This is a genomic window from Methanobrevibacter sp. (genome assembly GCF_030539875.1).
Taxonomy (GTDB): Archaea; Methanobacteriota; Methanobacteria; order Methanobacteriales; family Methanobacteriaceae; genus Methanocatella.
Genome location: NZ_JAUNXI010000021.1, coordinates 21,545 through 34,212, shown reverse-complemented (window position 1 = coordinate 34,212; position 12,668 = coordinate 21,545). Strand labels below are relative to the sequence as shown.

The 12,668-nt window shown below is 32.6% G+C and carries 15 protein-coding genes; 3 read left to right on the top strand and 12 right to left on the bottom strand.

All coding sequences use genetic code 11. The features are described from left to right. The 4 genes from Q4Q16_RS08090 to Q4Q16_RS08075 form a co-directional block, all read right to left on the bottom strand. Positions 1-296: CBS domain-containing protein (locus tag Q4Q16_RS08090; protein ID WP_303347218.1), on the bottom strand; the 296-nt coding region annotated here is incomplete at its 3' end. 71 nt (positions 297-367) lie between these two features. Further along, positions 368-1,066 (bottom strand): 7-carboxy-7-deazaguanine synthase QueE, encoded by a 699-nt coding sequence (locus tag Q4Q16_RS08085; RefSeq protein ID WP_303347217.1) that lies wholly within the window; start codon positions 1,064-1,066, stop codon positions 368-370. Continuing rightward, positions 1,066-1,581: a 6-pyruvoyl tetrahydropterin synthase family protein gene (locus Q4Q16_RS08080; protein ID WP_303347216.1), complete on the bottom strand. Its 516-nt coding sequence runs from the start codon at positions 1,579-1,581 to the stop codon at positions 1,066-1,068. The genes Q4Q16_RS08085 and Q4Q16_RS08080 overlap by 1 nt, the downstream gene beginning before the upstream one ends. Further along, positions 1,581-2,174: a DUF366 family protein gene (locus Q4Q16_RS08075; RefSeq protein ID WP_303347215.1), complete on the bottom strand. Its 594-nt coding sequence runs from the start codon at positions 2,172-2,174 to the stop codon at positions 1,581-1,583. The genes Q4Q16_RS08080 and Q4Q16_RS08075 overlap by 1 nt, the downstream gene beginning before the upstream one ends. Before the next feature lie 100 nt (positions 2,175-2,274). Here Q4Q16_RS08075 and Q4Q16_RS08070 point away from each other — a divergent pair, with 100 nt between their 5' ends. Together Q4Q16_RS08070 and Q4Q16_RS08065 are read left to right on the top strand one after the other, a co-directional pair. Beyond that, positions 2,275-3,348, top strand: a complete 1,074-nt coding sequence (locus tag Q4Q16_RS08070; RefSeq protein ID WP_303347214.1) for a DNA polymerase subunit beta — start codon at positions 2,275-2,277, stop codon at positions 3,346-3,348. A 249-nt stretch (positions 3,349-3,597) separates the two neighbouring features. Continuing rightward, a complete protein-coding gene (locus tag Q4Q16_RS08065) occupies positions 3,598-5,079 on the top strand; it encodes a sodium-dependent transporter (protein ID WP_303347213.1) in 1,482 nt (493 codons plus the stop codon). Positions 5,080-5,206: 127 nt separating this feature from the next. On the opposite strand, the gene Q4Q16_RS08060 is transcribed toward Q4Q16_RS08065, so the two are convergent. Then, positions 5,207-5,950 carry an SDR family NAD(P)-dependent oxidoreductase gene (locus tag Q4Q16_RS08060; protein WP_303347212.1) on the bottom strand — a complete coding sequence of 248 codons (744 nt, stop codon included), beginning with the start codon at positions 5,948-5,950 and terminating at the stop codon, positions 5,207-5,209. Positions 5,951-6,414: 464 nt separating this feature from the next. Between Q4Q16_RS08060 and Q4Q16_RS08055 the strand changes: the two genes are divergently transcribed. Continuing rightward, complete coding sequence (locus Q4Q16_RS08055; RefSeq protein ID WP_303347211.1) at positions 6,415-7,209, top strand: Dna2/Cas4 domain-containing protein; 795 nt, start codon at positions 6,415-6,417, stop codon at positions 7,207-7,209. 30 nt (positions 7,210-7,239) lie between these two features. Here the strand turns inward: Q4Q16_RS08055 and Q4Q16_RS08050 are convergent, their stop codons facing one another. From Q4Q16_RS08050 to Q4Q16_RS08020, 7 genes are read right to left on the bottom strand one after another with little or no spacing between them, the layout of a single operon-like run. Beyond that, positions 7,240-7,899, bottom strand: a complete 660-nt coding sequence (locus Q4Q16_RS08050; protein WP_303347210.1) for a DUF5612 domain-containing protein — start codon at positions 7,897-7,899, stop codon at positions 7,240-7,242. Continuing rightward, a complete protein-coding gene (gene ehbP / locus Q4Q16_RS08045) occupies positions 7,892-8,155 on the bottom strand; it encodes an energy-converting hydrogenase B subunit EhbP (RefSeq protein ID WP_303347209.1) in 264 nt (87 codons plus the stop codon). Before ehbP ends, Q4Q16_RS08050 begins: the two co-directional genes overlap by 8 nt. A gap of 12 nt (positions 8,156-8,167) precedes the next feature. After that, positions 8,168-9,166 (bottom strand): respiratory chain complex I subunit 1 family protein, encoded by a 999-nt coding sequence (locus tag Q4Q16_RS08040; protein ID WP_303347208.1) that lies wholly within the window; start codon positions 9,164-9,166, stop codon positions 8,168-8,170. Positions 9,167-9,169: 3 nt separating this feature from the next. Next, positions 9,170-10,297, bottom strand: coding sequence for a nickel-dependent hydrogenase large subunit (locus Q4Q16_RS08035; protein WP_303347207.1), 1,128 nt, complete (start codon positions 10,295-10,297; stop codon positions 9,170-9,172). Positions 10,298-10,309: 12 nt separating this feature from the next. Continuing rightward, a complete protein-coding gene (locus Q4Q16_RS08030; RefSeq protein WP_303347206.1) occupies positions 10,310-10,756 on the bottom strand; it encodes an NADH-quinone oxidoreductase subunit B family protein in 447 nt (148 codons plus the stop codon). Further along, complete coding sequence (locus tag Q4Q16_RS08025; protein WP_303347205.1) at positions 10,757-11,248, bottom strand: 4Fe-4S binding protein; 492 nt, start codon at positions 11,246-11,248, stop codon at positions 10,757-10,759. Next, entirely contained in the window at positions 11,249-12,658 is a 1,410-nt protein-coding gene (locus Q4Q16_RS08020; RefSeq protein WP_303347204.1) for a 4Fe-4S binding protein, read from the bottom strand. Positions 12,659-12,668 lie beyond the last annotated feature (10 nt).

Below are 12,668 nucleotides of genomic sequence, written 5' to 3'. Positions count from 1 at the left end.
TCTTCGTATTTTTTCTCAATAATGTTAAATTTTTTTCCTCCACCAAAGAAATCCACAATATCCATTACTGTAACCATACCTAAAAGTTTGCCAGAACCTGGATCGGTAATTGGCAGCCTTCTAAATTCATGCTCCATCATTACTTTAGCAGTATCTTTGATAGATTTAGTAGGAGGGATGGAAATAACTTCTTTAGTTGCGATAGCCATTATGTCCCCTTCTCTATCATGAACTTTACTTTTGTGTTCAAATGCGCCTGTATTTGATTTCCTATTAATGGATGTTTTATCTTTCATTTTCACACCTCTTATTTAAAATTACGCATCAAAAAAATAAAATCAACATTAAAAACAAAAATAACAGATATTCACTCAATATTCAAAATCTTATGAACTTGAGGAATGGTGGAAACTTCAAAATATTGTCCAACAACTTCAGAAAACTCAAATAATTTAGAATTAACATCATACCAATCGCTTAAAGGACTGGAGGGCTGGATAACTATTTTAAGATTACTTTTGTTTAAAATATTTTTTGATAATTTTTCAACTACCCCTTTGAATGATTCTATTTTTGTTGATGGCAATATTACTACTTTACAATATACATTTATAGACTTCGCCATTAATAAATTTAGTGATTTAATTTCATTTAAAAAAAATTCTTCATCATAATCTCCATCAAAATGTTCAGGAAGCTTAATATCTAATGAAACAATGTTCAATTTATCAATCAAGTCAATATTATCCGGCAAAGTACCATTTGTTTCAAGCATTATATTCAAATCAAAATTTTCACTTACACGGGATATGAATTCAGGATATAATGCAGGTTCACCGCCGGTAAATGAAATGGTCTTGCAATCAGGAGTTAAAATTTTGTCGATCTCATCACAAACCTCCTGAGGAGTCATTAGATTTCCGGATTTATCTGATTTGCTGTATTTGGTATCGCAATAGCTGCAATTTAGATTACATCCTGCAAACCTAACAAAAATCTGCCTCTGGCCAATTAAAAGACCTTCACCTTGAAAACTTGAAAATACCTCAATAATCGGAGCGTTCATTATAAATCTTTCCTATATTCAGCACCTTGACCAATGCCTTCATTAACACAAACAGCCACATATTTCAAGTTGTCATAAGTTTTTGATAATTTTTCTGCTAAATTTTCAGCAAAATATTTTGACAGTTCTTCAGCAGAAGTGTATGGAAGCGGCAATAATACACAATCCACACAAGGAATTGAATATCCCTTTCCATCAATTTTGAAATGGATTGAATTATTTTCTTTTAAATCTGAAATGGAGTCATTTTCCTTATCAAAGTCCTTAAAATCAATTAAATTATTATAAACAGGAATTAATAATCTGTGATCAAGTTCGTTGCAAACTGCTTTAGTATAACCTTTTACATCTTTAAAATCTACAACAAATTCAAAATCACCTGCTCTTTCCCCTTCAATTTCCACATCCACAAAGTAAGAGTGACCATGAATAAAACCGCAGGATTCATGGCCGGGAATTACATGAGCGGAAGAGAATCTTAAATTTGATTGAATACCATTTACTAAAATTTTCATCATAACACCTTTGTTTTACTTATATCATTTTCTATTGTTTTTAACTCATCAGTAAATCTCAAAACAGTTTCATTAATTAAATCCAATAAATTATCATCATTAAATATTTGATTTTCCTCTTCATCTTCAATATCAAATAATCCGCAGACTTCAACATCCTCCGGAGTCCCCTTATCCTCTAAATTAAATGCAAAATGAATTTTTGCAGAGCTTAAAGAAACACTGGCTATTGAAATAGACAATTTTCCACCATCAACAAAAATATCATCTCCTTCCCGTTTAGTTTTAATTCCATATTCAGTTAGAATTTCACGGAATATCATTACAAGAAGCCTTTGCCTTAAATAAGCAATCCGCATATTTGGAGGTTGCTGGTCGAAAAATTCACAGATAAAGTTAACCATATTGCTGGATTTTATTTCAAGACCGACATCTGCAAAATCCTTTAAATTATCCGCAGTGATATTAACCGGACCAATCCACGTAATTATGGAAGAACCGTAAATTCCAAATTCTTGAAAAGCCCAGGATGGATTAATCTGACTTCCGTCATATTCAAATATTTCATCAATATGTTTATGAGCAATATACATGAACTAATTTAAGATTATATTTTTATATAAATATTAAGATTAAATGAAAAATTAATTTAAAGATGTTCTATAAAATAACTTAACAAAGGAGATAATTAAAATGGAACAGGTAAGAACTAGGGATTTTATTTATACAAGTGACGATTTATATTTTGCATCAACAAATTATATTCACCCCGAAAACAGAGTGATTTCATTTTTAAGATATATACCTGACCCTGAAGGAGACAGGCAAAAAGATGGAAAAAGATACAGAAAAGTTGGATCTAAGGAAGCTTACGATTATTTAAGAGAAAATCATCCTGATTATTTATACTTCTGTGATGTTACAAATGTTGAAATGACAGGAGTGCCAACAGATAAAATTGAAAGGATTATAAAACCTGAAAACAGACTTTTAGGACTTAAAAAAACTTTTGAAAGTGGTGGAAAAGTTAAAAACCCCGAACTGATTGAAAAATTAATGGATGTTGCTGACTTTTTCCATTTCATGGCAGATATTCCATATGATCATTTGGGAATTTCAGGTTCGATTTTGCCGGGACTTCAAAAAGACGATGTTTCAGATTTGGACTTTGTTGTATATGGTCTTGACAATCACAGAAGGGCAATAGCTACTTTTAAAGAACACAGAGGCAAGGAAGTTTACATAAAAGAAGTTGACAAACACATTACCGTTATGGGCATTACTGATGATTACTGGGATTTTGTATACAATAAAAGAATGAGCGATGCAAGTTTAACTAAAGAAGAATTTAGATGGTATGAAAATAGAAAAGCAAATAGAGGAACAATTGACGGAACTTTATTTGACATTTTGGCTACAAAAGATTACGGTGAAATTGAAGGTTCATGGGGAGATTCAGTTTATGAACCTCAAGGAATTGCCAAAGTTGAATGCGATATTGTAAGTGCCCTTGGCGCATTTGACAATCCTTCAAGCTATACGATTGAGAATTTAAAGATAATTGAAGGTGTTGAAGCCCCGATTGTAGAGATTGTTTCATTTACACATACCTACGCCGGAGAGGTTATTGATGGAGAGCACGTAATAGTCAAAGGCAAAGTAGAAAAAGTAATTTCACAGGGAAAAGAAGATTACTACAGATTGGTTGTTGGAACTACCCGTGAAGCAATTGATGAATACTTAAAACTTAAAGAAAGTCCAATATAATTGAGAGTTTAACTCTCACCCCTGTTTTTTTTAAACAAAACAACAATACTTGAAAAAAAATTGTTACATCGCCCATTATTGTTCAACAGTTCCTATAAATTGAATAATATTTAATCAAAAACCATTATTTAAATGAACATTCAACTTTTTTTAATTAAATTTAACTAAATAAGGAAAAATTAATAGAATAGTTTATAAACTTCAAGATACTAAAATAAAGAATGTTGTATTTATTTTTAATGTGATAAAATGAGTGAGGCAAAAAAATCAGAATGGAATAGTAATTTTGCATTCATGATGGCAATGATTGGTTCGGCTGTTGGACTTGGAAATATTTGGCGTTTCCCAAATGTACTGTACTCCAACGGTGGAGGGTCATTCATGATCCCTTATATCGTCTCCCTATTCTTACTTGGAATATCTTTTGTTCTGGTAGAATATGCAGTCGGATATAAATTTAAAAAATCAATAGCAAGAATACTATTCACAATCAGTAAAAAATTAGAACCAGTAGCCTGGTTTATAGTATTAGTAGTATTTTTAATAGCAACATATTATGTTTGTGTTGTAGGATGGGATTTAATTTATATAATTTTAAGTTTTACAAAAGCATGGGGAGCAAATCCGGATTTATTCTTTAGTTCCAATGTTTTACAGGCGACAGATTCACTATCAGGAATATTTCATTTCGTTCCGATGGTGCTTGCATCAGTATTTGCTATTTGGGTTGTAGCATGGTTAATTATTAAAAGAGATTTAAATGACGGAATTGGAAGAGTAAATAAGATTTTATTACCTTTACTATGTTTAATTGTAATTGGTATTGTTGCGTTTTCCTTAACATTACCTGGTGCGTCAATTGGATATTCACAGATTTTTGCACCGGATTGGAATGCATTAACTAATTTAAACGTTTGGCTGGCAGCATTTGGACAGATTATATTTTCTCTCAGCTTAGGCATGGCAATTGCAATGACCTACGCAAGTTATTTACCGGATAAAACAAATTTGGTTGACAGTGCAGTAACAGTAGCATTTTCAAATTCCGCTTTTGAAGTATTTAATTCAATTGGAATATTTTCCATTTTAGGATTTATGGCATTAACAAGTGGAATTCCATTTAATGAACTTGTAACTGAAGGAACCGGGCTTGCATTTGTAGTTTTCCCACAAGTATTCAATACAATGGGAGGAATAGGACATATTATAGGACCACTATTCTTTATATGTATTTTATTTGCAGGAATTACTTCCCTTATTGCGCTTCTCGAAGTAGTCAGCTATTCAATTTCAGAAAAATTCGATATTAATCGTAAAAAAACAACAATAATGGTTTGTGTTATCGGATTTTTAATCTCAACAATATTTACAACTGGAATTGGAAGTACAATTTTAGGAATATTCGATGCATACCTAAACAATTTTGCATTACTATTCGGAATACTTCTTGAATGCATAATCTTTGGATGGATTTATAAATTTGACGATTTAATAGAAACATTAAACAAAAATTCAAAAATCAAAGTAGGCAAAACCTGGAAAGCAGTTATCAAATACATTTTGCCGATATGCATATTTGTCTTTTGGATTCAAGGAGTCTATTCAACTCTTACAACTGCAGATACTTTAAGTGTGGCAATAATGCTGCTATTAACCGCAATAGTAATTATTGTTCCAGTTATCCTATCAAAATTGCCTGCAGCTAACGAAGAGTATTATAACACAGAATAAATTTAAATAACTAACAATCAGTTAGTTATTTTACTTTTTTTTAAAAAAAATCCATGATTTTAACTTTATAATCAAAAAAAAGAAGAGGTAGTGGATTAAATTAATATCCGACTACAAAACTAAAGATTTAACACTCCAATCCACCATCACATCTGATGATTTGACCGTCAACAAATTCGGACTCATCAGAAGCAAGGAATAATGCAAGAGCAGCAATATCTTCTCCCTGACCAACACGTTTAACCGGAGACGCCTGAATCATCATTTGCAATGCATCTACTCCACCAATACCGTCCACCATGGCAGTGTGGATAGCACCTGGCGCAATACCATTACATCTTATTTCAGGACCCAGTTCAAAAGCTATTGATTTTGTAAGTCCTGCAATAGCGTGTTTGGAACTAATATAACCGACAAAACCAAAGTGGCCGGCAAAAGATGCTATTGAACAAGTGTTAATAATACTGCCTTTTCCTTTTTCTTTCATTATAGGGGCGACAAGTTGGGTTAAATATAACGCAGCATACACATCTACATCAAATACTTCATCCCATTCTTCTTTTGTCATTTCTAAAAGGGGAGTGGTACTTAATATACCTGCATTGTTAAATAAAATATCTACAGTACCATATTCTTCAATAGTCGTATCAAAAATCTTTTTGATGTCATCAACATTACCCATATCAGCAATAACATAAATTGCTTCATTACCTTCAGATTTGATATCATCCACAACAGCTTTTGCTCTTTCTTCATTTCTTCCAGTTACTACAACTTTTGCACCTTCTGCAGCAAAGAGTTTAGCAGAATCACGACCCATACCAGAAGTTGAACCAGTGACAATCGCTACTTTACCATCAAGTTTTCCCATCATAACACTTCCTTAACTTCTTTTATGATCTCCTTATTGAATACAATCAAGCGTATTTTTATAAATTTCTTAATGAATTTTACACATATCCAATAATGAATTCTTGGTAGTAAATTATATATTATCCATTATATTTAAAAATTTTTAATTAATATCTAAAAATTTAATTTTAATTTATAAATAATTTCCATAAAACATGAATACTATAAAAAATTTTCAATTGAAAATTGTTAGGTCATTTAAAGTTCTATTGAGAAACTTGTTCAATCTTAGAATTAAAGCACCGTTTAATAAAATAATGAAAAATAAATTTTAATTCAAATATATAAAAACAACCTAAAATCAAAATAATAAAGTCGATAAATAATATTTACATTATTTTATCAAATTTAAAGAATTTAAAACCTCTAATTATTTATATTAACAATTTCTAATTAATAATACTGAAATTAAGAGGTTAAAATATGATAAATGTATCTTCAATAAAAATGCATATGTATTGCCCCATGAAGTTATATCTAAAAACCCATCTAAATGGTGATGAAAATATTGAATACAGCACACATATGGAAATTAAAAATTTAAAAAGAGACATACAGGACATGATACAAAAGAATATGCGTAAAATAAAAAAAACAATGAATTTAGACGAAATTGAAAACGTTTTATCTCAAAACATCTACGAATATATTGAAAATTCAACAAAAACAATGCCAACCAGCAATTTAAACATTACTCAAGAACAAACCGATGAAATAAACGATGAAATCTATTTTAATATTAAAACATTAAGCATCAAATCCAAAAAAGCAATGGAAATTTTAAATAAAGACGGATTTGACATTGCTGAAATGTTTTTTCCAAACAGCATTCATTCATACCTGATTAAAGACACCCAACTTGATTTAATTAGTCTTTGCGATAAAATAGAAATTATAGACGGGAAATATTATCCGATAAGTATAAAAAGTTCCAATCCTCCCCTAAAAGGCGTGTGGAGTCAGGATGCAATAGAGCTTGTAGCCCATGCAATACTAATTGAGGAAGAGTTTGACACTGAAATCTTTGTGGGATTTATTGATTATCAAAAAATTGGAGATAGACGGCCCGTAGTAATGGACATCAACCTTAGAAAATCGTTATTTAGCATAATTCGGGAAGTAAAAGAAATAGCTGAGAATAAAAAACTTCCAAATGTTAAAAAAAATCCGAAAAAATGTGAAAGATGCGAATATGAAAATACATGCTTAAAAAAATAAGTTCTAAATAAGGCAATCGCATTATTTAGATTAGTAACGAATATTGTCACCTAAACGATTAATATCAAAAACTGCAGTATCTGCAATGGACATTACAGCCAAAACACCCGCCTGAATTGGATCTGTGATAATTAAATCAGAATATTCAGTAACACTACCAGGCATATTAAGTGAAATTACAATCAAGTTACTATTTTCTTTAACTTTTTTTACAGCTTTAGTGATTTCACCGCCCATAAGTGAACCTGCCAGAACCAGGGCGCTAACGCGAGGAAGCCTAGAAGTAGCCTCAATAGCTTCAGCCAAAGATTTTTCACCAACCAAGGGAATGGTATCAATACTGATACGTTCTCCACGTATATTATGCCTATCGGCTTCAGTAATTGCACCCATAGCTACTTGAGATACCTGCGCTCCGCCACCTATGATAATTATACGTTTGCCATAAATATCCAACTGTGAACCATGCAATTCAACCGATTTAATTTCCTCAATATTCTTTAAGTCTTTAATCAACTCATCAATATCCTCAACATGTTCCAATTCAAGGTTAATGGAACCCATGTTGTTTTTTTCAACAAAAAGATGAACATAACTAATATTAGCACCATACTCTGTAATAACATCAGTTATATCGTCCAATACACCTTTTTTTTCATCGGCTTTAATAGTTAATGTATAATCATTCATTTTTTGGCCTTATTTTATCTAATTCTGCGTGTGCCCTTTTCCACATGCTTAAGAAATTATCCTCTTTCCTGACAGGAATAACATCAAGTCCCAAATCTTTATGTTCCTGAATCCATTCCTCATAAAAAACCGGTATTTCGATTTTAATTGGATTAGGTGTTTTATTAATAATGATAAGATCCCTATAAGGGAAATCCCATTCAACAATGTATCCTCCAAGATTTATTATATGATATGGCCTCATAACAAATTTCATAAATAATTCCCCCTATAATAACCCCAGTACAATCGCCAATATTCCAAGTAAAGAAGTTCCCAAAATTACAGGCAACAATTGTTTGTTTGTAAATACCGGAGAGAATGCTGAGAATATTCCCATCAGGAATACGAATATTAAAGCAACTATTATATTAACAAGAATTCCAACTGAAAATATGTTTGGCGGAATTCCAATAAATAGTACTGAAAATAATGCTCCAAGTACAAACATGAAAAATCCTCGTGTTATGAAAACGATTGCCCTGTATTTAGCAGCATATTCCATGTACGGCCCTTCAATAACATCGGATTTAGCTTTAATAATTGAAAATGGATACTCATTTAAAATAATCATATAACCGATGAAAAATACAATAGCCGCAATTCCACCAGCTACTGTGAATAAAAATGGACCGTGTATCTGTTGGAATGTTACAATATCTTTTAAGAATATGCTTCCAGCGGCAGTTACAGGTGCAAATAGTGCTAAGTATAATGGGAAAGACCCATAAGTAATCATTCTTAAAGACCTTTTTGCACTTATATCTTCAATGAAAGACAATGGCGCTTTTCTATGAGCTGCCCCTTTTACACGGTCAGGAAAAGGCATTTTAACTGACATGACAGATTTGGATAAAGCTCCCATTAGCACATAACATATTTCTTCTACTTTTAAGAATCCGACAACAGCAACCAAACTTGAAAGTGCAGGAATCATATAAGCCTGCGGAGTTAATGCAACGAGAATACATAAAACCACAATAAAACATAAAATTGGCAATATTTTATATAATCTTGGAACAGGAGATGAAACTTCAATATTCTCTTTAAACATGAATTTAATTGGAGCCATGATTCCGGGAGCAATTACAAGAGGTCCAATCCTCTGTTGAATTCTAGCATGAATATATTTCCTTTCGATTCCAGGAAGTAATGTTGAAATTAAAAAACAAACAATTACTGTGAGAATAACTGCAAAGACCGAATTTGTGATGACATTTGAAAACATAATCTATCTCCTAATTACCTCAATTGCTCTGTCAGTACATGTGAAACATGGATCACATTGTACAATACATAATTGACCATCTGTAAGATGGTTTCCAATACAAGCATACTGCATCGCACCAATATTTGACATTGATGGAGTTCTAATAACACAGTGCCTAATTCTTCCATTTTCCAGTGAATAAGAATGATATAGAGTTCCTCTCGGAACTTCAATATAACTTTCAGCCAAATCAGTATCAACCATATCCCAATCATTATTTACCAGTTTACCTTCAGGAATATTTGCAATAGCCTGCCTAATGATTTTAATTGATTCAAATGATTCCAATACTCTCATAAGCAAGTTAGATTTTACATCCCCATCAGGCTGAGTAATAATATTAAAATCAAAATCATCATATTCAGACATTGTTGTTCTCAAATCTCTTGCAACACCGGTAGCTCTTAGGGACGGACCGGTTACTGCCAATTTAATGGCCTGTTTTTGAGGTAAAATTCCAGTTCCTTCAATCCTGGACATTACAATTGAATCTGATGTAAATCTATTTGCAAAATCGCCAAGAGCCTCATCTACTTTATCCATATCATCCTTAAGTCTCTGCAATTTAGCTTCATTTAAATCACATCTGGGTCTTACTCCTCCTAAAACAGAACATCCATACTGAACCCTGTTTCCACCAATCATTGCAAGCAGTTCCATGATGATTTCTCTTAAGTAGAATATTCTCATTGAAAATGTTTCATGAGCCAATACTTCACAACCATGAGCCAAATACAAAAAGTGCGAATGCAATCTTTCAAGTTCTCCCATGATTACCCGAATGTAATTAGCCCTATTGGGAATTTCAATACCTAAACCGATTTCACCTGTTCTGCATGAATTCCATACATGTGAATTAGAACAAATTCCACAAATTTTTTCAGTAAGTGAATTAGCTTTTTGAACTGGAAGGCCTTCCATGACCCTTTCAATTCCCCTATAATTAACACCAATAGTTATTTCGGCTTCTTGAATTATTTCATCTTCCACAAAAAACCTTACTCTATACGGCTCCAATGCAGCAGGGTGAACTGTACCCATTGGAATTTCTGTTTCGATAATATTGCTTTTCGGTACTTTTTCATCCATATAATCCCCTCCTCAATCCGCATTTAATAATTTAGGTAAAAGTGATACAACACCGGCTAAAACATCTTGCGGCCTTACAGCACATCCCGGAACTTTTGCATCAACAGGGATGATATTTTCAACAGGCCCTTCAATTTCTTCAGAAGGAATATCACCACTGCAATTCTTATAAACTCCACCCATCAAAGCACAGCTTCCAGCAGCAACAACCAATTTAGGATTAGGAATGGCTTCATAAATTGCTTCTAATGGTTTTCTATTCAAATGAGTAACTGGACCTGTGACAACCAGAACATCGGCTTCACGAGGATTCCAAGTTAAAAACACATTATACTGTTCAGCATCGAATCTAGGCGATAATATAGTATTTACAATTTCAATATCACATCCATTACAACCGCCAGTGTAAACCAGCATGACATGGATTGCTCTTGCTCTTGAAAATGATTTAAGTCCCATCTAATCACCTTCCTCATTGTTTTTCAATACTGTTTTGTCTGATAAATACTGTGCAATGAATTTAAGTTTTTCATCAGATATTTTAAATGGCTGTTCAATGAATTCTGAAACATTGACTTCCTGATCACCAACACAAGAAGGGTGAACAGCACCTTTTTGCCCATAAAGTGAGAATATCGGACAAAAATCATGACAATAATAACATACAACGCATCTTTCCAGATTAATTTCAGGTACTTGATCTTTAGTCCAATTATCAGTTAGTTTAACTGGATTGGTTAAAGGTTTCATCTCAATTGCACCTGTCGGACATACATTAGCACAACCGGAACATCCGATACATGCATTTTCATCAACTCTTTCATCAACTCTAACAGAAAGAGTTGCAATTTGATTTCTCATATCCATGTCGGTGACTCTGTCAGCTGCAAAAAAGATTCTTTTAAAGTTAGTGAAAGCTCCTTCCAAAGCTATTTTAAGCATGTTTTTCATTTAAATACCCTCTATTGAATCTTTAAAATTTCTCTCAAATAAAAATGCCCTTGCAGGACATGCATTTTTACATGCGCCGCAATATGTGCAATTTTCATCATTAACAACATAATTACCATCAATCCTATCTATTGCATCATAAGAACAGATGTTATAACATAATCCGCAATGCATACATAATTTTTGTTCAATGAAGTTGAATCCATCTTTAATTTTGTTTTTATACATTGTAGATTTAGGAATGGCATCAACAGGACAGTGAACAGCACAGTTTTCACATAAAATACATTCATCCAAATCAACGGAAATGCTTCCCCTGTTAAGTGTAATTGCATTTTCCTGACATACTTCAACACAAATTCCGCAGGAAATACAATCTTTTGAAACCTTACCGTCCCATGTGTGAGTCATATATTGACGTGCTTGAACCTCATCACAAACCTGAGTACATTTTCCACAAGAAACACAAAAACCGGCCAATGTAGGCAACTCCTCATCATTGAACTCATCGTAGATATACATTTCACTATCTTCACTTAAAGTATTAACCGGACAGAAAGCAATAGCTTTTTTGTGAGTAACATTTTCAGTATCAATTGTTGGATCATATCTTAATTTTCCACCAATATTTTTATGAGATCCATTTTCACATAAATCTGCACATAATCCGCAGTTCAGACATGATACAATTGAACCTGTGGTTTTCTGATTTAATTTGTTAACAATAATTTCAGAATCGTTAATGGAAATTGCATCATTTGGACAAGCTTTCAAACAATTAAGACAAAGTGTACATGATGATTTTGCAACAATCTGATATTTATTCATTGACCCGTTAGGGCAGACATCACTGCATAATCTACATTCTCTACAAATCCCATCATCCCAATCTACTTTAACATGAATGGCTCCAGTCGGACAGTATTCTTCACATCTTCCGCATAAAATACATTTTTCACAGTCAGTTCCAAAGTAAGACCTCGATACTTCTTTAGTTGCGCTTTCGGTTTTATGAGGAACATTGTCTAATGGAGGATTCAATATTTTAAATGATTCTATTAAAGTGAGCTGTTTTTGTTTTTCGAGCTCGAAACCGTCAACACGACAGTCCGGATAAGCTTCAGCACATACACCACAACGTGAACAAATTCCATATACAATGCCATCTTCAATTTTAATGTTGTTTGTAGGGCAATTGTACATACAGATTCCACAGCCGTTACATTTGGCCCGGTCTACAACATACCCTCCATAGCTATTCTGAAATATCGCTCCATTTGGACAGTTTTTACAACATATTCCACAAGTAAGACAACTAAATGGAATTCCATTAATCAGTCTAATAGATTTTGTAGGACATGCTTTAATACACTCTTCTTTTCCTTCACATGCATTAGTTGATAAAAACATTATAAAAACT